The organism is Rickettsia endosymbiont of Cantharis rufa, from assembly GCF_964026445.1.
Taxonomy (GTDB): domain Bacteria; phylum Pseudomonadota; class Alphaproteobacteria; order Rickettsiales; family Rickettsiaceae; genus Rickettsia.
Window position 1 is genome coordinate 495766 of sequence record NZ_OZ032150.1, and the last position, 22312, is coordinate 518077.

Sequence of the window (22312 nt, forward strand, 5' to 3'; positions counted from 1 at the left end):
ATACCTGATTAATGATTAATATTTTAGTATATAGCTAATATTATAACTATAACGGTATGAAATATGTTAGTTAGCTATAGGAATGTAAACCCTGAGTTATTAGCTGCAGAAGTAAATAGAATGATGAGTAAGATCGACCAAAGCTTGATAGTATTGCTAATGAAGGGGGTAAAATTATTTATGTAAAACAAAAATTACTTAAGTGTTTTAAGGATAATAGTATTACTAAAATCTTAGCGCTTAAAAATTGCTTTGAAGGTACCACGGGCGAAACTTTGAATATTATAGATGATTTATTATTAAATAAAGATGAGTTTCATGCACATACTGCAGACACTCTATATACTTCAAGTCTAGATACTTTAAACAAAACTTTAATCTCGCTTCTTGGAATATATTTCTCTGAATAATTTAATACTAATTCTACTATAATGCGAATAGCGGTTTCTGCTTTTTGCACGAATTAATTATATATGTTATTTTGAAATCGGAGTGAAGAATCGCTTCAAACCCCGATTCTTGCAACTTTTAAATCAATAGCAAATTACTCATGTAATTTGCTATTGGAGATGTATAAATAATGACACTAAAACGCGAAAATTTTGATAGCTCCTCTGATGAAGAGACAAAAGAAAATTATATTTTACCAAAATATCTCGATTTTTTATTAAAAAATATACCAAACATTAATTATATAAATGATTCTGAAGATCTAAAACTTGGACTTGCCTTAATATTACATAATTTAGCTGATGGATTTTCTAAATATTCTATTATTAGAAATATTTATAAAAAAATAACATCTGAAATATTAGTTGTAGATAATGATTATTACGCAGAATATTTTAATATTATTAAAACTGCTTTTAATAAACATTTTAATAAATTATTTAAAGATGATAACAAAGAAAATATAAGTGATTAGGATTATCTACAGCTACTGTATTCTGTATTTAGTCCGAATCACTTTCTTCCTAAGATATTTACTTTAAATAAGAATATTACCGCGAATTATGCTAAAAAAATATTATTACAAGAATTACAAAACAGTAATATCAACTTAAAAAACATAAGTAAGAATCCATTAAATTTTACAATAGATAATTCTCAAGAACTTTTAGCTTTTGCTGAAATGATTGACAGGAATAATAAAAATCAGCTAAAGCATCGGATTTTAGAAGGAACAAATGGTGCTTTATCTACTATATGTAAGATATCAAATACTAGAGAAGAAACTTTTACAATTAATCATCTAGTACATTATAAAACCGGTAATATACAAACCGATGTGCCGGACTTAGGAAAATATGATGAAATTTTATCTAAGTTTGAGAAAGAAGCTGAATATAAACATGCTATTATAAAGCGTATATTCGAAGTTATACATGCTAAAGAATCAACACGAAATATAGAAGAATTATCTCGGAAGCTCAATTATTTTGCTGAAAAGTTAACGCATTTACTGTTTACAGTCGAGATGCATAGAAATAATGCGACCTTATTTACAGATCCGATGTTTTTAGAGCTTATTGACAAAGATGGGATATTTCTATCTGATAAAGAACTTTTTCCTATGTCTATAGAGCATGCCGTTGCTTAAACAAGGGGTATAATTAAAAACTATAAATCTGTATTACCAAATTCTCATTCTATTGATTATGACATTACAAATGTACAAAACGGCAATCTATTACTTATCAAAGAAGGTAATATTTTAATAAAATGGCTTAGCGAAAAATTAAATAATTTTAAATTTGAAAATATAGCGCAAAGCTTAAGCGTTAGAGCTGCAATACAGTTTAATAAGGGTAAAAACATAGATAATATAAGCCTTAATGATATCAAATATTTCTTAGAACAAGTTAATAAATTAGAACATTGCCCTACGAATTTGTTAAATTCATTAGACCAAAATTTAACTATTTTAATTCTTGAAGTAAACAATAAAGGAGAACGCAATTTAAAGCTTACAAAAACTAAACTGCTTGAAAAAAAGGATTCCTCGAGAGATTTAAAGGATTTAATCGAGATAACCTATTTGGAATTTACTGAGAGCTTAAAAAATATGGAAGGGTTTTTGGCTCAAAAACGAGCGTCTCTTAAGAAAGAGATAAAAAAATCCTACCTGAAATTTTGCAAATTTTATGCGCTAAAGTAAAAGAATGGTATGACATGGATGCTCTCGAATATACCAAGGATGTATTACAAGATGTTACTTTAAAATTTAATCAAACTATTACTCCTAGAAAGAGATCGAAACTTTCCTTTTCTAAAGGAAAAAATATAGATGGTGAAAATGATTATGATAGTAATCAAACTTTGGAAACTACAGCTATAAACGATAGTATGAAAGAATATTCTAAACTAATGGGAGAAGATGCTAATATTACATACGATTAAAAATAGTATTAATATTATAGTCTTTTTTAGGTCCAAAGATTTTATAATTTAAGCAAAATGAATCACGGTTTATAAATATATAGGTAGCGTTATATTCGTCTTTGTCGCATAAATGGCTACCTATAGATCTTGAATCATCTATAAAATCTAAGCGATAAAATAAATTATTTTCTGCTTCGGCAAAATATTTTACAATATTATTTTTTTTCTAAAATATATCTATATTCTTTATTAGCGGGGATTTGATGATCGTAGTTGTTATAATGAATTTTCAACCTCTCTTTGTATATTAATTCATTTAAACTTTCAGGCAGGAAGTATGCTACCCCCCTCAACGTAACCGTGATTACCTATAATTCTTTTAACCCGGTATTTTCCGGATAATTTTAAAAAGATTTCTTGGATTGAATTAGGTTTTTTGGCATTGATGTCATCCCCGTGTGGCACTGTTGTGTGGTTTCCAGTTGTGCTTGTAGCGGAATCCAGTTTAAAATACTAAATTTTAGTATTTTAAGTTGTTTTTCCTGGATACCGTGGTCAAGCCACGGTATGACACCGAGTGCTTTTTTATATTCACGCAACAACACCAGATTGACCACGGTACTTTATTCAGTTCTGTAATATTTTCATCAGTAAGTTAATCTCTTCACGAAGTTCTATATCGCTCTCCAGTAATTCTTCTATTTTCTTAATAGCATGCATAACTGTTGTGTGATCTTTCTTACCGAATTTTTTGCCGATATCAGCTAAACTTTTCGGTGTCAATGCTTTGCTAAGATACATGGCTATTTGACGTGGCCTTGCAACTTCTCGTGACCTCCGAGTAGAAGACATATCGGATAATTTAATATTGTAACGATTTGCTACTTTTTTCTGAATATCTTCGACGATAATTATTCTTTCATTAGAACGCAGTAAATCCCGCAAGATATTTTGTGTATTTTCTAGTGTTATTTCTTTTAGAGTAAAATTAGAATGAGCAATTACTTTATTCAAAGCTCCTTCAAGTTCTCTAACGTTTGAAACGATTTTAGATGCTAAAAAATCAATTACGTCTTTTGGTATCTTAACATTCATTTGTTCAATTTTAGATTCTAGAATACCGAGTCGTAGTTCATAAGTAGTACTATGAACGTCGGCAACTAAGCCCCATCCAAGACGAGATTTAATTCGGTCCTCAATATTATCTAAATCTGAAGGAGATCTATCGCAAGAAATAACCATTTGACGGTTATTATCAATCAGCGTATTAAAGGTATGAAAAAATTCCTCCTGCGTACTATCTTTACCGCAAATAAACTGAATATCATCGATCATTAATACATCAACCGAGCGGAATTTTTCTTTAAATGACATCACATCTTTATTACGTAATGCTTTAACGAATTGATACATAAACTTCTCAGCCGACATATATATTACTTTACGACTCGGATTATTTTGTTTGATATACCAACCGATTGCGTGCATTAAATGTGTTTTCCCAAGTCCTACACCGCCATATAGAAAAAGCGGATTAGATTCAGAAACGGCACCGGATGATTCTGCAACTGCTCTTGCAGCAGCATAAGCCAGCTCATTAGGGGCTCCAACCACAAAATTATCGAAAGTAAAACGCACGTCAAGAGTTGAAAAGATATTTTCCGAGTTAAGCTCGCTGCTGCCGATATCGGCAAAAGTCTTAGTAGGTAGCTCTATAATCGTTTGAGCTGTTCCAGGTAACTCTTTAGTAATTATTTCAACCGATTTAATGGTATTGTTATAATGTTGAAATAGTTGCAATATGACCACGGAGTATTTTGATTTTATCCAATCTCTAACAAAATTAGTAGGTGCACAAAGAATAACGGTATTTAAGGAAGATTCTATAAAATTGACTTTACTGAACCAACTATTATATAGGGTTTCGCCGTAATGATTGTAAAGATCCTGAGCCACATGACCCCAGACATTTACATAATTATCACCTTGATCTGTTAAAATTATCTGATTAGTATTCACTTAAAACTGCCACGGTAAGTTATTTTGTTTCCAACCCTTATTTTGATTATTTCCTTCAAAACCATCACTAATATTATAACAATTTTTATAGCCCATATTAGCTACAAAATTTGCCGCAATAAATGACCTATATCCTGAACGACATAGAAAAAATATTATTAGACTTTTTGCATAACTTCCTTCTAAGGGTAATTTGTATGTCAATCCTAACCCCTCATCCTCACATGCTTTTGTGTATGCTGCGGTGCTAGGTGAAGTGTTTTCTTCAAATTTATCCTTATTAGCGGACGTTTGTAAGGAGTCTATCGCATAGATTTTATCGCTAATGCTAGATAAAAAATTATCTTCAAAATTTCTATTTATTTCCATAAAAGGTGATAGTTGCCAGCTTAGAAAAATCACTTTATCTTTATTTTTTAGGCAAGGTATGCCCACCTGCTGCCATTCTTCTTTCGTTCTAACATCCACAAGAAAAGCATTATCGTTTGAAGCCACGATATCATAAGCTTTTGTAGAACAGATATTTTGAACTAACATATTTTTTGTACGCTTTGATAGCTTTTATTGATAATAAAATTAATAGAATTTTATCCATGTAGAATGGATTTATTAGAGTGCTTAATTATTTAAGCATTTTTAAAATGATCTTGGTATCTGATAATTTTAATAATATTATTATAAAAAATTTTTGCAAGGTTTTATAACATGAATAAATTAAATAAAAACTCTTTACAAAAAAAACTTCTTTATCGTAGTAAAAATCGCGGCTGTAAAGAAATGGACTATATACTTAGTAGCTTTGCCGAAAAGTACTTATTCTTGATGGATAAAAAAAAACTTGAAAGCTATACTTTAATACTTGATCAAAATGATAATGATCTTTATACTTGGATTACTAAAAAATCTTCTATTCCTTCTAATCTAGATACCGAAATAATAAATAAATTAAGCGAAATAGCAAAAATATAAACCCCTATAGAATGTTACAACAAAAATTTCCGGCAACTGCCAAATCTTTCTTTGCAATCGATAATTTTACTAAGAACCCTAAGCAAGATTTTATCGTAGTTACAAATAATGAAGAGGAGGCGTTGCAATTATACAAGCAAGCATTATTTTTTTCTTCCAATGAAAATATTTATTATTTTCCTAACTACGATACTATACCCTACGATCATGCGTCTCCAAGTCCTAATATTTTATCTAGACGTGCAGAAATATTAACTAAGCTAGCAACAAATAGTAACGGTAAAGTACTTATCACTCATGCAGCAAGCTTATTAAACAAATTACCCCCAAAAGATTTTTTTTCTAAATATTTTTTGAAATTATCTCCTAAAATAAAATTTACTACGGATGAGCTTGCTATGTTTCTAGTAGAAAATAGTTTTACGAGAAATGCGAGTAGCATCGATGTCGGGGAGTTTGCAGTTAGAGGCGAAATTATTGATATAATACTGCCCGGTCCTAAAGCTTATAGAGTTAATTTTAGCTGGGATTATATTGAATCGATCAAAGAATTTGATATTGATACGCAAATTTCTACTAAATCCTGCCTAGAACTTGTTATTAGTCCTGCAAACGAGATAGTTTTAAACACTGAAACTATAATTAATTTTAAGAATAATTACTTACGAAGTTTTGGAGTTAATCATACTGATAATCCTTTATATGAGGCGGTAATATCGGGAAGAAAATTTTCGGGATATGAACAATTACTCCCGTTATTTTATGATTCCTGCTCTAACTTAGTAGATTACCTAAACGATCCTATTTTTATATTCGATAATCTGTCAAAACAAGCCATTTTAGAGTTTGAGCATAGTTATAATGATTTTTATTCGGCAAGATCAGAGGCGAATAAACTTAAATTTAATAGTTTCTATCCTACTTTGACGCCAACTAGCTTATATTTTACTGCTTCCGAAATAATAGGATTACTCGAACAAAAAAATAATATATTAATTAGTTATGAAAATTCCGAGCAAGCTAGCTTAATTGAAAATATTAGCTCTACAAGTTTTATAGAAAAGAAAATGGTTTTTGATAAATTATTTGAAGTCATCAGAGCTAATTCTCGTAAAAAAATTATTATAGGCTCAAGCGTTTTAAGTAGCTTTGAGCGAATTAAAAGCATAATTACAAATTACGAATATACTTATAATGAGATAGAATACTTAAGAGAAGCCAAAATAAACGTAATAAATATTGCATTACTACCTTTAAACCAAAGCTTTATTACTTGCGAATATTTATTTATTACCGCTAGCGAATTATTAGAAGAAAAATCTAGCTCTACAAACACTAACAAAAAACTTAAAAACATTTTACTAGAGCTTGATAATTTAGCAGAAGGCGAGTTTGTTGTTCATAAAGATCATGGAATAGGGCAGTTTTTAAAGCTAGAAGCTTTAGAAATCAAAGGCAAACTGCATGATTTTTTAAAGATCTTATATGCCGGTAATGATAAATTATATACACCGGTTGAAAATATAGAGGTAATAAAGAAATACGGCAATGATAATGCGGAGCTTGATAAACTTGGTAGCGTCTCATGGCAAAGAAGTAAAGCAAAACTTAAAAACCGTATAAAAGAGATAGCACTGCATTTAATACAAATAGCAGCTAAAAGAAAACTTAATACCAGTGCTTCCGTTGAATTTGACCTTGAAGAATATGATAAATTTTGTACTAATTTTCCTTTTAGCGAAACAGAAGACCAATTAACCGCTATAAACGATATTAGAGAAGATCTAAGAAGCGGTATGTTAATGGATAGGTTAATATGCGGTGATGTCGGGTTTGGTAAAACAGAAGTAGCAATGCGTGCCGTTTTTATGGTAGCAAAATCTTTAAATGAACATTTACCTCAAGTAGCCGTAGTTGTACCGACAACTATTTTATGTAGTCAGCATTTTTTAAGGTTCATAGAAAGGTTCAAGGGTTTTGGTTTAAATATCAAACAATTATCTAGCATTATTAGCTCTAAAGAAGCGAAAATTGTAAGATCAGAGCTTGAAAGCGGTAAAATAAATATAATAATAGGTACTCATTCCTTATTACATAAAAATACAAAATTCTTTAATCTGAAATTATTAATAATCGATGAAGAACAGCATTTCGGTGTCAGTCAAAAAGAATTTTTAAAACAGTTAAAATCTTCCACTCACGTACTTGCAATGTCGGCAACACCGATTCCTAGAACGCTACAAATGTCAATGACAGGTTTAAAAGAATTAAGCATTATTGCAACACCGCCTCTAAACAGGCTAGAGGTGCGTACGGCAGTTATGCCGTTTGATCCGGTTATTATCCGAGATTCATTATTACGTGAACATTTTAGAGGGGGAAGAAGTTTTTATGTAGTTCCTCGAATTAAAGATATTGAAAGTATAGAGAAACAACTTAAACAAATTGTACCGGAATTAAGCTATAAAATAGCTCATGGAAAAATGACTCCTAATAAAATTGATGAGGTCATGAGCGAGTTTTATGCCGGCAAATTCGATATACTAGTCTCAACTACTATTATAGAGTCAGGAATTGACATAGCTGAGGCAAATACCATGATCATACATAAAGCAGATATGCTGGGTCTTGGTCAGCTTTACCAATTGCGTGGTCGGATAGGTCGGGCTAAAATGCGAGGCTATGCTTATTTAACAGTAGAAAGTCATAAAAAAATGACCTCGCACTCCTTAAGACGCTTAAAGATAATACAAAATAGCTGTGCTTTAGGTTCAGGTTTTACTATTGCAAGTCATGATGCGGATTTACGAGGTTTCGGTAATTTAATCGGTGAAGAGCAATCTGGGCAAATTAAAGAAGTAGGCACTGAACTATATCAAGAAATGTTGGAAGAACAAATAGCTCTTTTTAAAGATGAACCGGTTGTTTCAGAACAACAATTTATCCCAACTATTAATTTAGGATTATCCGTCTTTATCCCTGATAACTATGTATCTGATTCAGCTCTTAAACTCGGATTATATAGAAGAATAGGTAATTTAAGTAATGAGATAGAAGTAGAGAAATTTAAAGATGAGATGATTGATAGATTTGGATCACTACCGATTGAATTCAATAATTTACTTAATATTGTAAAAATAAAACTATTATGCTCTAAGTTAAATATTGAGAATTTAGATTCAGGAGATAACGGGTTTGTGATTAAATTTTATAAAAACGCCGATATGACTGATAAAATTTTAAAATTCGTGAGTAGCTACTCTAATCAGGCAAAAATCAAACCGGATAATAAATTGATATTTATCAAAAAATTAGTAGATAAAAATATAATTATCGAGGCAAATCAGTTACTTTGGAATTTGTCGGAGGTGTAGGTATAATTATGCTACTTCCTACACTCTCCCATGTCATTCCCGCGCAAGCGGGAATCCAACACAAAGCGAGATAAATCGAGCTCTTAATTTCAAAAATTTGCTGTATTTATACTTTTTTCTGGATTCCCGCTTCCGCGGGAATGACATCGAGAAGTGTACAACCATGTAATAACATAATAAACATGCCCCATAACCTAAAACAATTATTCCAACAACATAACGTAAAAGGTTTGTCGATTAATTCTAAAACCGTTAAGGATAAAGACGTCTTTTTTGCCATTAAGGGACAAAGTGTTGATGGAAACGATTTTATAAATGATGCTTTAAATCAGGCGGCAGCGTTGGTAATTACAGATAATGAAAAAAATACTACCATAGATAAAGTAATTTATGTAGAAGATGTACAAGCAGCTTTATATGAAGCTATAGAAATCTTCTATCCTAAAAAACCAAAGAGTATGATAGCAGTAACAGGTACTAACGGTAAAAGCTCGGTAGTATCCTACATAGCTCAAACATATTCATTACTTGGGAAGAAAGCAGTATCTATAGGTACAATAGGGGTAGAAATTTTTGGTTGTGATAATCTTATAAATGATGTACCGGAGTTGACAACACTTGATTATTTAAGCTTTAGAAAAATTGCTCATAATCTAGCTGAAGCAGGTATAGAATATTTAGCTTTTGAAGCTTCGAGTCATGGTCTTGAGCAAGCAAGACTTGGGAAAGAAAGAGTAAATATCGCATGTTTTACTAATTTCAGTCAGGATCATCTTGATTATCACCATACAAAAGAAAATTATTTATTAGCAAAATTGAAATTATTTATAAATTATTTATTACCAAATGGCATCGCAATATTAAATTCCGATATAGAAGAAATAGAATTCATTAAAAGTTATCTACATAACCATAATATTAAATTTATCACTGTTGGGGGAAAAGGTGATTTACAAATAAGTAAAATTAATAGCTCTTTAAGAGGACAGGACATTAATTTTACATTTAATAATAAAGAATATAATTTTAATACATCGATAATCGCTAGCTTTCAGGCTAGCAATTTATTAATTACGTTACTGAGCATACATTATACTGGTTTTGCTTTTGAGCAAGTTATAGATGTTTTAACGAAAGTTAAACCGGTAAAAGGCAGAATGCAGCATATAGAAAATACTAATATATTTATTGATTACGCTCATACTCCCGATGCTCTTGAAAAAGCTTTAGCGGAGCTGAAAAATATTAAATTACGTGATAGTAAGCTAAGCGTAGTTTTTGGTTGCGGTGGTAATCGTGATAAAACAAAGAGAAGTCTTATGGGGCAAATAGCTGTAAAACTTGCCGATCATGTTATAATTACCGATGATAACCCACGTCTTGAGGCCCCAAAGCTCATTAGAGCTGAAATTATAGACGGTATAGATAAAGCAAATTATATAGAGATAGCTGACAGAGAAGAAGCTATTAAATACGGTATAAATAATTTAAAACAAAACGATATTTTATTAATTGCCGGCAAAGGTCATGAAAATTACCAAATTATAGGTGATAAGAAATTACCTTTTAATGATGCTGAAGTTGTGAGGAAGTATATTAAAGGCACATTAGTGTCATATCGCGACTTGATCGGTATCCAAAAAACTTTAAAAGATGCCGCGATCAAGTCGCGGCATGACGCTGTAAACTAACATATGATCTGGAACTCTGAAACACTAAGTAAAGCACTAGGTATAACAATATCTAATTCTATCAATTGCAATAAGGCACAATTTAATTCTAAAGACGTTAAAAAAGGTGATTTATTCATAGCACTTAAAAGTAACGGCGACGGTCACGATTATGTCCTAGATGCAATAGATAAAGGAGCAGGTACCGTAATCGTTAGTAAGCATATAGATATAGTAGATAAAAACAAAATTATCTTAGTTGATGATTGTTTTGAAGCTCTACAAAAAATGGCTTTGTATAAACGTAATAATTCAAAAGCTAAATTTATCGCTATCACCGGTAGTGTCGGTAAAACCTCTACCAAAGAAGTACTGAAAATATTATTACAATATGATTTCCTAGTTTTTGCAAGTAGAGGCAACTTTAATAACCGTTTGGGATTACTTATAAACCTTGCCTCGATGCCTGATGATACAGAATATGCTATTTTTGAGCTTGGCATGAACCATAAGGGCGAAATAAGAGAGCTTACTCAAATATTAAAGCCGAATATTGCTATGATTACTAATGTTTCAGAAGCACATTTAGAATTTTTTAACTCGCTTGAAGAGATAGCAGAAGCTAAATGCGAGATTTTTGAAAATTTTAGTAAAAATGATATTGCCATTACTAATGCCGATACTAATTGCTATAACACAATATTATCGATATTAAAAAATCTATCTATTGATAACGTATATAGCTTGGGCACAACACACAATACATCAGCAGAATTAACCTTATATGAAAACCTAGGAGAGCAAGTCCATTTAAAATATAAGATAAATAATAAGCCCTTAGAGATAACTATACCGTTCATTCCTAGGCATTTCGCCGAAAATTATACCGGTATACTTTTAATTATCGATATATTAGGTAAAAATGTAGAGATAGCTGCAAATCATTTAGCAAATATTTCTCCTACTAAAGGAAGAGGGGAAATTATCAATATACAAAATTGTCGTATAATTTGTGATTACTATAACGCAAGCCCGCAGTCAATGAAAGCCGCATTAGAATATTTAAAACAAGTGTCTGCCGATAATAAAACGGCTATAATAGGTGATATGCTAGAGCTTGGACAAAATTCAGAAGCATTACATAAAGAGCTAGTACCTTATATACTAGCTACAGATTGTTCTAAGGTTTTTTTAGTAGGGGAAAATACTAAATATATTTATGATTTGCTACCTTCCAAAATAGATAAAAAATACTTTAAAAATGCTGACGAATTAATTACGCATGCCACGGATTTATTTAAAAATAATGAACTTATATTAATAAAGGGATCAAGAGGTATAAAACTCAATAAGATTGTTGATTATTATAAATAAATCCACTAGGATATTCCTAATATTGTGTGGTTTGGTTTTTACGTCATTTCGAGGAATTTACGAAGTAATTGACGAAGCAATCTCAGGATGTTTGATGAGGTTGTCACGTCGCTTTGCTCCTCGCAATGACGGTTTGTCCACGCAACAATGAACAACATCAAAATATACTTTTAAATCTACAAATGTTATACAATCTTTTACTTCCTCACATCCATAATTCACATATAGCTAATTTATTTCACTATATTACTTTTCGTAGTGGTCTTGCTATTATTATAACTTTAAGCCTTAGCTTTATTACGGGTCCGATATTAATAAAATTTTTACGAACCCTTCAAAAACACGGCCAGCCTATACGTTCAGATGGACCTGAGTCACACAAAACAAAAGCAGGTACTCCGACTATGGGGGGTATTATGATTATTTTGTCTAGCTGTCTTTCTACTCTATTACTTGCCGATTTAACTAATAAATATATTTGGATTACATTATTTGGTTTTATTAGTTTCGGTATTATAGGATTTATGGATGATTATGCAAAGGTAACTAAAAATAACCATTACGGTGTAAGGGGAAAAAATAAACTTTTACTACAAGGAATTATTAGTTTAATCATATGTATTTTACTAGAATATACCGATAAAAATCCAAGTCATTTACTCAACGTACCGTTTTTTAAAAATTTAAGCTTGGATCTCGGTTATTTTTATATAGTTTTTGCTATATTCGTTATAGTAGGCTCTTCTAATGCCGTTAATCTAACGGATGGGCTTGACGGGCTTGCTACGGTTCCAATTGCTTTTACCGCCGGCTCTTTTGCTTTAATAAGTTATTTAGCAGGAAATCTAATTTACTCGAATTACTTGCAACTAACTTACATACCGAATACCGGAGAGTTAACAATATTATGTGCGGGACTAGTCGGTAGCTGTCTTGGGTTTTTGTGGTTTAATGCACAACCAGCAGAAGTTTTTATGGGCGATACTGGTAGTTTAAGTCTCGGAGGCGTACTTGGGATTATTAGCGTCATTACTAAGCATGAAATAGTTTTGAGCATAGTCGGTGGCTTATTTGTTATTGAAACGGCATCTGTAATTTTACAGGTATATTATTTTAAGGCTACTAAAGGAAAAAGAATATTTAAAATGGCCCCGCTGCATCATCATTTTGAAAAGCACGGCTGGGCAGAATCAAAAGTTGTCATAAGATTTTGGATTATTTCAGTTATATTTGCTCTCATAGGTTTATCATCCTTAAAATTACGTTGAATATTAACGCGTCATTGCCTAAAAACAGTTGATCTAAAGTTTTGGTGTCATTCCCGTCTTCGCGAGAATGACATAGAGCAGGTTTCTCGAATCATACAACAACGCCGAGCTTGTAGCGGAACCCAGTTAAAAATACTAACATTATCGGTATTTAAGTTATTTTAATGGATACCGTGGTCAAGCCACGGTATGACACCAAGTGCTTTTTTTATATCCACGCAACAATGCCTCGCAGGAATAACATCGAAAGGCCAAACTACACTATAAAACAATTTTTTCTAAGTAATATCTTAACATAAATTAACTTTCTCCTTGCTTTCGTACAAGAAATTTACTATAATACCGACATTAATTTATAGTGGGTGTATGGTATGACTAAAGAAATAGATATAAATAAATTATTAGCACAAGAAAATAATGCTTTAAATACTATATTAAGCCAAGTAAACGAATTATGCGAACAAAATAAGAAATTGCAGGGATTAATCGAAATACAAAAAGAAGTCAAAGAGCTAGAAAAAGAGCATACTAAATCACCGCCTTGGTTTAAGAGACTTGTAAAAGTAGTTTCTAATGTAAAGTATAATTTTATAAAAAGTGAAGAACGGTTAACAAACGAAGCAATACAGAGAAATGACAATGTATTAAAGCGTATAGATAATACCATACTATCCATAGCCGATAAATCTGGTCCTTTAAAACAAGAATTACAACAAGAAGTTAGAAAAAACTTTGATGAATTAGCTAAAAAAGATTTATCCACAGAACAACGTGGTAGGCTAGAAGCATTATTTACCAATAAATATGCTGCTAGGTCAGAGAAGTTTGGTCCGTTAACTATGGTTAAACCTTTATATTCTTCTAATGGTGAAGAGCTAGAAAATCAACTTAATAGTCTAAATGCTACAAAACAAAGCATCAAAAATTTAATATCCGAAAATTCCAATATCAAAGAACTTAAAGAAATACAAAAACAGGTTGCTGAAATTAGAGAAGAAATACCTTATACATTTTTTGAAAAATTAAATAATATTTGGCAAAATGTTAAAAATGCTTTTGTAAATAATAGTGAACAGGTCTTGGCGAAAAACAAAGAAAGTAACACTAAAACAATCAGAAAGATTGACGAACAGTTATATAAAACGAAGCATAAATTCGAGGAATTAATTGAAAATAAAGGAAGAAATATTAATGATATAATTGCAAAGTTGCCTGACAATGAGGAGTTACAAAAGATAGTAAGTAGTCTTGCAAGTCATATGACTCCAAAAAAGGAATCAATATTAACAACCTTGCCTCTCGCTAAACCTTTGGAAAATAACATTCCACCACCGTCTCCCCCTTTATCGCAAAATAATATACCACCACCACCACCTATGGCCACTATGATTCCGGCTCAGACTGAGACATTATCTAAGCCTATAGAAGCTACTACGGTTAAAACATTGGAAAATCAACCACGTCCTGAAATAGACACAATGAAACACCTAGAGACAATACGAACAGGAATAAAACTAAATAAAGTTGAATATGATAAGGACGGTAAACCGATTCCTAAATATGAAAGTAAGGTTAATGCTGAAAAATCACCTAATATGCTAGACGCTCTAAAGCAAAGATTAAATACAATAAACTTAGCAAAAAAAGATAGCGATAGTGAAAAAAGTGGTAGCGAAAGCGACTCTGGATGGATTAGTGATACTAGTGTTAGTAGTAATAAACTAAAAACTCTAAAAACTAGAGGAGAACGAGATGCTAAAATGACTACGCATGCTCAAAAAATTCTAAGTAATAGAAGTTCACAAAAACCATCATTTGTCAGAAGTTAATTAGGATTTTTGAGAAGGTGTTGTTACGCAGCTTGTACGTTCTTCCTGCGAAAGAGCTTTGTCGCATAGCTCTTAAAAATTACTCGATGTTATTTCCGCGAGGCATTGTGTTGCGTGGATCGGTTTTTCCGTCATTGAGAGGAAAATTACAAAGTAATTTGTACGTCCGCAATCTCAGGAGTTTGTTATTATTTCATGAGATTGCCACGCTCCCTACGATCGCTCGCAAAGACGATTTGGGTTCTATTCCTTAAACTTCTTAGTTATTTCAACTATTCTTTTTGCAAATAAATTAGCGGTCAGTAAATCACCTTTTGTAGGAGTAATATCAGGGGAGGATTTGTGGTTAGATTGAGTCATAAGTCCTGACCAACTACCTAAGCGGTTAATTTTATCAGGATCAGGCATCTCATGATCGGCAAAATTAGGAGCAGCTTCAGCTTGTCCAACCCAAATCATACAATGCTGCATTGCAAAATGAAATAATTGTTGAATACTGCATAACTTATCGCCTGAATAAGAAGCAGAATTAGTAAAAGCTGCAGCTATTTTATCTTTCCATTTTTGCTGTGTCCATCTTGTGGAAGTAACCTCCATAAATATTTTAAACGGACCAGCTAAACTACCCATATAAGTTGGAGCTCCAAAAATTATAGCATCTGCATTGTCTAATAAATCCCAATCGATATTATCATGTTTATCTTTATTTATTTGTATCAAAGAAATATTTGCTCCTATTTCTTTAATACTCTTACTTATTTCTTCGGCTACTTTTGCAGTATGACCATACCCACTATAATATACGATAGCTACTTTAACCATTTTATTCTCCATGTAAATAAATATAATAAATCGTCATTGCGAGTGACTGAAAGGAGCGTGGCAATCCCATAAAGCAGTATAAAATGCCTGAGATTGCTTCGTCAAATTACTTCGTAATTTTTCTCGCAATGACAGGAACTCCCACTATAAATTAACTATAAACCCAGCTTCAGTTTTAGACTTTATTTCCTCAATAGTAACATCGTCGGCTTTTCTAACTAATACCATCTCATCTTTATCAATATCAAAAATTCCAAGATCGGTAATTATTCTATTAACTACTTTTTTGCCTGTTAACGGAAAGCTGCATTCTTTTAATAATTTAGCTCCGCCGTCTTTTGCATTATGCTCCATTATAATAACTACTCTTTTGGTGTTAGCGACCAAATCCATAGCACCACCCATGCCTTTAACCATTTTGCCTGGGATAGTCCAGTTGGCAAGATCACCTTTTTGTGAAACTTGCATAGCCCCTAAAATAGTTAAATCGACATGCGAACCTCTAATCATGCCGAATGAAAAGCTACTATCGAAATAGCTACTTTCGGGTAACGCAGTGATAGTTTGTTTACCGGCATTAATCAAATCAGGATCTTCTTCCCCTTTATAAGGAAAAGGTCCCATACCAAGCATACCATTCTCGCTTTGAAATATTACATTCATTCCTTTAGGAATATAGTTTGCAACATGCGTAGGCATACCTATACCAAGATTGACATATAACCCGTCTTTAAGCTCCTCTGCGGTTATTCGGTAAATTTCTTCCTTGTTCCAAGCCATATCTTATTTTTTCCTTATGGTTAACTGCTCAATACGCTTCTCATACTTCTCACCTACTATTAATCTTTGTATGAAAATATTGGGTGTGTGAATATGATCAGGATCAAGTTCACCTGTTTCAACTACTTCCTCTACTTCACAAATTGTGATTTTAGCTGCTCCCGCCATGACTGCATTAAAGTTTCTTGCGGTTTTATTGTAAATCACATTGCCGCTTTTATCAGCTTTAAAGCCTTTAATAATAGCGAGGTCAGCTTGAAGTGCTGTTTCCATTATATATTTTTCGCCGTTAAATTCCTTTGTTTCTTTACCTTCCTTGACTATTGTACCTATACCTGTTTTAGTATAAAAGGCTGGAATTCCCATGCAGGCTGCTCTAATTCGCTCAGCTAAAGTTCCTTGGGGGTTTAGCTCAAGTTCTAAAACCTTATCAAGATATTGTTGCTCAAAAATTTTATTTTCTCCAACATAAGAAGAGATCATTTTTTTTATTTGCTTGGCTTGAAGAAGAAGTCCAAGTCCAAAATTATCAACACCACAATTATTGCTGATAACTGTTAAATTTTGAACATTGCTGTTAAGTAAAGTATTTATTAGATTTTCAGGAATACCGCATAGACCGAATCCGCCTGACATTATGGTCATGCCGTCGTAAAGTAATCCTTCAAGGGCAGCTTCAGCCGAAGAATAGATTTTATTCATAAATTTTAAATCATTTAATATTTATTATTTAAGAAATTAGGGGGATTTTCAAAAGAAGTCAAGGACATACATAAGTTTAGTATATTAAAAAAATACTTTACAAATTTAAAGTACTACATATTATACTACTTCTAATTAATAAAAATTAATAATAAGTATAAATTAAGTAAATTAAATTTAACTATTTCTACATGTCTTTTTTCGCTGTCAGCGAATGCGTCAAATATTGACTATGATATGACAGTTCAAGAAAGTTCTAAAAAAGGTTATAGCTATGTAGTTACTTATGATAAAGATATGTCCTCAAGAGCGAGTAGCGATGCCGCTATGTCATTGATTGAAGTATATCGTCAGCTAGATGATGCTGTATCTTCTGATTCAGATAATATAGCTATGAATATCTTAAGTTATATCACAAGATTTACTGCTACATCTTGGGTTATGGCAAGTAACCATGAAATAGGAGGTCATGACGGGCGAGCAAGAGAGTTTGGCTCAAAAGTAACAAAATATGAAGTAGATCATTTTGAGAGCACAACATATTTTAAAGCTAAAGACTTTAATTCTTTGCAAGTTCATAAACAAATTGCTATAGATACTAGGGGGATTCAAGCAAGCTATTTACTATCTGAAAATATTAAAGATAGGTATATGGCAAGTAACAAAATTAATACTACTTACGGCATAGGTTATTTATGGACAAGACTAGATCAAGTAAGTTATATTTTAGTACTAAGTTTGATGGCAAAGATAAAAGCGGTAATGATATAAATGCCTATGTAAAAGCGATTAACTCCATATATGGCAAAAATTATATTATTAAAATAAGATACGTTCTTACGCTTATTTAGATTTATTTGATCAATTTTTAGTTTATTTCGATTATTCATTTATAATGAATCAAGATCTTAATAATATACCTATGTTTGATCTTGGCGGAGTAAAGTACTTACCGGCTACAAGAGCGATACTTGATCCATATGGTTTAAAGCGTGGTTTAGTGAATCATTTCGTTATTGATGATAAATATATTCAGCTTACTTGCTAATTACGGTAAAAATCAGAAATTTAAGTCTTACGGTGTCGGAGTTAAAGCAAATAACCTAGTTAAATTTGATTTTATTTCTTTAGGTTTAGGAGCAGCGTTTTGGAATCAGCCTAAAATGTTAACCGCTACTCCTTTAAAAGAGAGTTGTAGGCAAGGTGGACTTGATGAAGCTGCTAATTTTGAGCTTAGCTTAAATGAAACCTTTAAAATAGTTGGATCAGGTGGTTATAAAACAGCTGGCTTTATCGAAGGTATGCCTTTAAAATCTTCAGCTATAGTTAGAGCAGGGTTAAAATTAGATTTATAATTTTTGTCAAATTTGTTATACCGCGAGCTTGTAGCAGTATTCAAAAATTCTTGAAATTAAAAGCCCTATTTATCTCGCCTTATTCCGGATTCCTGCTTTCGCGGGAATGACATTGAGCAGGCTTGAATTAAAATTGACCTGATTATATATTAGATTATAATTCATAGTTACTATGATTTTAAGCAAAAAATATATTTGCGGCTCTAGAAAATTTTTATTTTCTTCTGTAAAAACGTTCATCAATATACGTGAAGATACCGTATCTGCTCTTAAGAGGCTTGGCATTAACAATATCCGTGATTTATTGCTCTATCTACCTGTTTCATATCAAAATAAAATATTATCACCTAATTTAACTGAAGTTAGAGACGGTGAAATAATCCAAACGAAAATTGTAATTGAGAGTATTAGTTTACCAAAAAAAAGTAATCAGTCGTTAAAGATTACGGCTAGCAATGATACTGGCTCTTTGTTATTAGTGTTCTTTCATAAGCCACCACCGTTTATTTTTAATAAGCTGAAAGTAGATACTTCTCATATCATCAGTGGAAAGGTACAATTTTTTATCATTATTTACAAATTTCTCATCCTGAATTTATTACTAATCCTAAACTAGCAAAAGAAATAGAGCCTATTTACTCTCTGACATATTTACTTAGTAACAAACAGTTATATTCGTATATCATAAAAATAATAGAGATATTCGAGGAGAAATGTAGGGGGCTGGAAGATAAATAGGTAAAAGATTATTTGAATGTTATATTGGAGAGTTTAGAGATTTTGCATGGGTTATGTCATTCCCGCCCTCTATGTCATTACCGCGAAAGCGGGAATCCAGAAAAAAAAGTAATAGATTCCTGCTTTCGCGGGAATGACATATATAAACAATTAGCCGCTAAAGAGCTAATCGCTAACCAAATTTCTCTTTTGAACGTTCGCACGCAAATTGCCAGAAAACAAGGTAATATTTGCCATAAAGCTGCAGATATTCAATCAAATATATTAAATGAGCTAGGGTTTGAGTTAACCTCTTACCAAAAACAGGTTATAGAAGAAATAGAGCTTGATCAAAGTGATAAAGTAGAAATGATGAGATTACTGCAAGGCGATGTTGGTTCCGGTAAAACTTTAGTAGTTCTGCTGACGATGGTGAATACGGTAAAAGCAGGGTTTCAAGCAACTCTTATGGCTCCAACCGATTTGCTAGCTAATCAACATTATGAGTTTTCTGTTAGAGCTTTAAAAAATACTAATATAAGAGCCTCGTTACTTACGGGTAAAATCCTTGGCCCAGCTCGCAAAAATATTATGACGCAGCTTGAAACCAGTGAGATTGATATATTAATTGGAACTCATGTTTTATTTCAAGAAAAAGTAAGTTTTAATAAGCTAGGTTATATAGTTATTGATGAGCAGCATAGATTTGGGGTTCAATAGCGTCTGAATCTAATAAATAGGAGGGTAAATCCTGATGTTTTAGTTATGACCGCAACGCCGATTCCAAGAAGTTTAGCACTCACTATGTTCGGTGATATGACTATCTCAAAGCTAATGCGTAAGCCAAAAAATCGTTTACCTATTGCTACAAATACCATGTCCGTTAACAAGATAGAGCATATTATAGAAGCAATAAATAAGAAGCTTATTGCAGGTGAGAGGGTATATTGGATATGTCCATTGATAGAGCAGGGAAAACCCTCTGATGTCATACCGCGACTTGATCGCGGTATCCAAAAAACAACTTATAATGCTAGTAATTTTGACTGGATCCTGCGGTCAAGCTACGGGATGACAACGGAGGAAGAAGAGGATAGCTTATTAATTGATGTGATGAACCGCTTTGATTCGATTGAGAATATTTACCAAGGTTATACCGGTATTATTCACGGTAAGATGAAGAATGAGCAGAAAGACCAAATAATGAAGCAGTTTAAAGAAGGTGAAATTAAGATATTAGTTGCAACTACCGTTATTGAAGTCGGAATAGATGTACCTGAAGCAACCTTGATTATCATCGAAAATGCCGAGCGGTTTGGTATCGCTCAGCTTCATCAGCTTAGAGGTAGAGTAGGGCGAGGTAATTTGCAGTCATATTATATATTACTATATAACCCAAAGCGACTAAGAAAAGTTGCGCGAGGCAGGTTTGAGATAATGAAACGAACCAACGATGGGTTTTATATCGCTGAGCAGGATTTAAAATTTCGAGGTAGCGGTGAGATTTTAGGAGTTAAACAAAGTGGTGAAATCGAGTTCTTTTTTTGCCGATTTAACTGCTGATTATGATTTACTACTTAAAGCTCATAAATTCGCAGAGATAGGCTCAAAAAATAATTTGGATTTTGTTAATTTTCAAATAAAACTCTTTGCTAAATCGCAATTAAACGAGTTGGTTTAATTTAAATATATTATCCCCATTTGGTATTGGTTTTGTCATATGGTTTCTATGATCTGTCGGTCGCGCCCCCGTATTGCAGCTTAGCATGAATAATCTATAATCCTCAAACAGTAATAAGAGAGAATTATAGTTAAGGAGTTATGACAAGAATATATGTTAAGTGTAGATCAAGAATAGATGTTAAGTGTAGATATTATAACGACACAGAAAAAGTAGTAAAGGCGGGATATTCAATTTCAAAACAACAGAGATATCAATGCAAGCAGTGTAATCGATATTTTTAACTGTAATATATTAATAATGCCTCTAAGCCTGGAGTCAAGGCTCAGATAGTAGATATGTCAATCAATGGCTCTGGAGTTAGGGATACAGTAAGAGTATTAAAAGTGGGTATCAATACGGTTATCCGTGTTTTAAAAAAAAATCTAGCGTTAAAAAAGATAAATCATTCTATCAATACGATAGAAGTAATTATTGCTCCTGAAATAGATGAACAATGGCCTTATGTACAGAATAAATCCAAACAAAGATGGCTTTGGTATTCTTTGGATAAGATTTTGTTAAAAGTAGTTGCTTATACTTTTGGTACAAGATGTGATAGCACATCAGAATCATTACTGAAAAAAACTGGAGGATTTTAAGGTTACTTTTTACTTTACAGATGGATGGGGAAGTTATGCTAGGTTATTAGATCCCAAAAAACACATTGTTAGTAAAAAATATACTCAACGGATAGAACGGGGTAACTTAAATCTTAGAACAAGATGCAAAAGACTGACACGTAAAACAATTTGTTTTTCCAAGTCATTGGATATTCATGATAAAGTCATCGGAACTCTTATTGAACGTATAGCCTTTTAATATCCACATCTGTAAAATGGAGGTGCGACCTAATTTTTCTAGAAAATAGATCAATAACAGTTGCTAAATATAGCCAGCCTTCACCAGTTGGCACATAGGTTATGTCTCCAACCCAATAACAATTAGCAGCATAAACTGTAAACTCTCTATTTAATAAATTAGGAGCAATTTGCTTATTATGATTAGAGTCAGTAATGGCTTTAAATTTACGTTTAGTTTTACATAGCAAATTAGCTTCTTTTATTAGTCTTGCAATGCGTCTCCTACTAGCAGTTATATCTTGCCGTGATAGTTCCTTTTTAATAGGTCTAGTTCCATAATTACCTCTACCTTCTTTAAAGATAATTTCAATTCTGTTTGTTAATTCATTACCTTCTTTAACCCTATTACATCCAAGATTATTTAACCATTCATAATAACCATTACGTGATACTTTCATAAATTTACACATAGCAGAAATGGAAAAATTACCTCTGTTTTCCTTTATCCATGCGTACCTTATTGGGATT

21 protein-coding genes and 5 pseudogenes are annotated in these 22312 nt (G+C 32.2%); 16 read left to right on the forward strand and 10 right to left on the reverse strand.

Going from position 1 to position 22312, the window contains the following annotated elements; genetic code table 11:
* The first annotated feature begins 580 nt into the window (after window positions 1-580).
* Window positions 581-925: a hypothetical protein gene (locus tag AAGD46_RS02740; protein ID WP_341787665.1), complete on the forward strand. Its 345-nt coding sequence runs from the start codon at window positions 581-583 to the stop codon at window positions 923-925.
* Between the two features lie 207 nt (window positions 926-1132).
* On the forward strand, window positions 1133-1600 hold the full coding sequence (locus AAGD46_RS02745) for a hypothetical protein (protein WP_341787666.1): 468 nt from the start codon (window positions 1133-1135) through the stop codon (window positions 1598-1600).
* A gap of 56 nt (window positions 1601-1656) precedes the next feature.
* On the opposite strand, the gene AAGD46_RS02750 is transcribed toward AAGD46_RS02745, so the two are convergent.
* Entirely contained in the window at window positions 1657-1959 is a 303-nt protein-coding gene (locus AAGD46_RS02750) for a hypothetical protein (RefSeq protein WP_341787667.1), read from the reverse strand.
* Between the two features lie 174 nt (window positions 1960-2133).
* Between AAGD46_RS02750 and AAGD46_RS02755 the strand changes: the two genes are divergently transcribed.
* Complete coding sequence (locus tag AAGD46_RS02755; RefSeq protein ID WP_341787668.1) at window positions 2134-2400, forward strand: hypothetical protein; 267 nt, start codon at window positions 2134-2136, stop codon at window positions 2398-2400.
* Here the strand turns inward: AAGD46_RS02755 and AAGD46_RS02760 are convergent.
* From AAGD46_RS02760 to AAGD46_RS08790, 4 genes and pseudogenes are all read right to left on the reverse strand, one after another.
* Entirely contained in the window at window positions 2387-2596 is a 210-nt protein-coding gene (locus AAGD46_RS02760) for a DUF6314 family protein (RefSeq protein ID WP_341787878.1), read from the reverse strand. The genes AAGD46_RS02755 and AAGD46_RS02760 overlap by 14 nt on opposite strands.
* A gap of 413 nt (window positions 2597-3009) precedes the next feature.
* Entirely contained in the window at window positions 3010-4401 is a 1392-nt protein-coding gene (dnaA, locus tag AAGD46_RS02765; protein WP_341787669.1) for a chromosomal replication initiator protein DnaA, read from the reverse strand.
* Window positions 4402-4560: pseudogene (locus tag AAGD46_RS08785) on the reverse strand (rhodanese-like domain-containing protein); the annotation flags it as partial.
* 147 nt (window positions 4561-4707) lie between these two features.
* A pseudogene (locus tag AAGD46_RS08790) lies at window positions 4708-4938 on the reverse strand (hypothetical protein); the annotation flags it as partial.
* 168 nt (window positions 4939-5106) lie between these two features.
* Between AAGD46_RS08790 and AAGD46_RS02775 the strand changes: the two are divergent.
* The 6 genes from AAGD46_RS02775 (at window position 5107) to AAGD46_RS02800 (ending at window position 14885) form a co-directional block, all read left to right on the forward strand.
* Window positions 5107-5370, forward strand: a complete 264-nt coding sequence (locus tag AAGD46_RS02775; RefSeq protein ID WP_341787671.1) for a succinate dehydrogenase assembly factor 2 — start codon at window positions 5107-5109, stop codon at window positions 5368-5370.
* 11 nt (window positions 5371-5381) lie between these two features.
* Window positions 5382-8744: a transcription-repair coupling factor gene (gene mfd / locus AAGD46_RS02780; RefSeq protein ID WP_341787672.1), complete on the forward strand. Its 3363-nt coding sequence runs from the start codon at window positions 5382-5384 to the stop codon at window positions 8742-8744.
* Between the two features lie 182 nt (window positions 8745-8926).
* Window positions 8927-10435: a UDP-N-acetylmuramoyl-L-alanyl-D-glutamate--2,6-diaminopimelate ligase gene (locus AAGD46_RS02785; protein WP_341787879.1), complete on the forward strand. Its 1509-nt coding sequence runs from the start codon at window positions 8927-8929 to the stop codon at window positions 10433-10435.
* A gap of 3 nt (window positions 10436-10438) precedes the next feature.
* The gene (locus AAGD46_RS02790; protein ID WP_341787673.1) at window positions 10439-11788 is read left to right on the forward strand and encodes a UDP-N-acetylmuramoyl-tripeptide--D-alanyl-D-alanine ligase; all 1350 of its coding nucleotides are present in this window, start codon (window positions 10439-10441) and stop codon (window positions 11786-11788) included.
* A gap of 182 nt (window positions 11789-11970) precedes the next feature.
* Window positions 11971-13056 (forward strand): phospho-N-acetylmuramoyl-pentapeptide-transferase, encoded by a 1086-nt coding sequence (gene mraY / locus AAGD46_RS02795; RefSeq protein WP_341787674.1) that lies wholly within the window; start codon window positions 11971-11973, stop codon window positions 13054-13056.
* A 371-nt stretch (window positions 13057-13427) separates the two neighbouring features.
* Window positions 13428-14885, forward strand: a complete 1458-nt coding sequence (locus tag AAGD46_RS02800; RefSeq protein ID WP_341787675.1) for an Arp2/3 complex-activating protein rickA — start codon at window positions 13428-13430, stop codon at window positions 14883-14885.
* A 243-nt stretch (window positions 14886-15128) separates the two neighbouring features.
* On the opposite strand, the gene AAGD46_RS02805 is transcribed toward AAGD46_RS02800, so the two are convergent.
* The 4 genes and pseudogenes from AAGD46_RS02805 to AAGD46_RS02820 form a co-directional block, all read right to left on the reverse strand.
* Entirely contained in the window at window positions 15129-15344 is a 216-nt protein-coding gene (locus tag AAGD46_RS02805) for a transcriptional regulator (RefSeq protein WP_341787880.1), read from the reverse strand.
* 42 nt (window positions 15345-15386) lie between these two features.
* Window positions 15387-15719: pseudogene (locus AAGD46_RS02810) on the reverse strand (flavodoxin family protein); the annotation flags it as partial.
* A gap of 132 nt (window positions 15720-15851) precedes the next feature.
* Complete coding sequence (locus AAGD46_RS02815) at window positions 15852-16487, reverse strand: 3-oxoacid CoA-transferase subunit B (RefSeq protein WP_341787676.1); 636 nt, start codon at window positions 16485-16487, stop codon at window positions 15852-15854.
* Window positions 16488-16490: 3 nt separating this feature from the next.
* Window positions 16491-17189 carry a CoA transferase subunit A gene (locus AAGD46_RS02820; protein WP_341787677.1) on the reverse strand — a complete coding sequence of 233 codons (699 nt, stop codon included), beginning with the start codon at window positions 17187-17189 and terminating at the stop codon, window positions 16491-16493.
* A gap of 237 nt (window positions 17190-17426) precedes the next feature.
* On the opposite strand from AAGD46_RS02820, the gene AAGD46_RS02825 reads away from it, so the two are divergent.
* The 7 genes and pseudogenes from AAGD46_RS02825 to AAGD46_RS08805 all read left to right on the forward strand — a co-directional run bounded on the left by AAGD46_RS02825 (window position 17427) and on the right by AAGD46_RS08805 (window position 21803).
* Entirely contained in the window at window positions 17427-17960 is a 534-nt protein-coding gene (locus AAGD46_RS02825; protein WP_341787678.1) for a hypothetical protein, read from the forward strand.
* Between the two features lie 124 nt (window positions 17961-18084).
* A complete protein-coding gene (locus AAGD46_RS02830) occupies window positions 18085-18237 on the forward strand; it encodes a hypothetical protein (RefSeq protein ID WP_341787679.1) in 153 nt (50 codons plus the stop codon).
* Window positions 18209-18544 (forward strand): hypothetical protein, encoded by a 336-nt coding sequence (locus tag AAGD46_RS02835; RefSeq protein ID WP_341787680.1) that lies wholly within the window; start codon window positions 18209-18211, stop codon window positions 18542-18544. The genes AAGD46_RS02830 and AAGD46_RS02835 overlap by 29 nt, the downstream gene beginning before the upstream one ends.
* Window positions 18545-18716: 172 nt before the next feature.
* Window positions 18717-19279 (forward strand): annotated as a pseudogene (locus tag AAGD46_RS08795) (ATP-dependent DNA helicase RecG); the annotation flags it as partial.
* A gap of 120 nt (window positions 19280-19399) precedes the next feature.
* Window positions 19400-20942: pseudogene (locus tag AAGD46_RS02840) on the forward strand (ATP-dependent DNA helicase RecG); the annotation flags it as partial.
* 338 nt (window positions 20943-21280) lie between these two features.
* Window positions 21281-21583, forward strand: coding sequence for an IS1 family transposase (locus AAGD46_RS08800; protein ID WP_410525927.1), 303 nt, complete (start codon window positions 21281-21283; stop codon window positions 21581-21583).
* Window positions 21570-21803 carry an IS1 family transposase gene (locus AAGD46_RS08805; RefSeq protein WP_410525955.1) on the forward strand — a complete coding sequence of 78 codons (234 nt, stop codon included), beginning with the start codon at window positions 21570-21572 and terminating at the stop codon, window positions 21801-21803. The genes AAGD46_RS08800 and AAGD46_RS08805 overlap by 14 nt, the downstream gene beginning before the upstream one ends.
* Here AAGD46_RS08805 and AAGD46_RS02850 read toward each other — a convergent pair.
* Window positions 21781-22311, reverse strand: a complete 531-nt coding sequence (locus AAGD46_RS02850; RefSeq protein ID WP_341787858.1) for an IS3 family transposase — start codon at window positions 22309-22311, stop codon at window positions 21781-21783. The two genes, AAGD46_RS08805 and AAGD46_RS02850, sit on opposite strands and share 23 nt — an antisense overlap.
* Window position 22312: the final 1 nt, after the last annotated feature.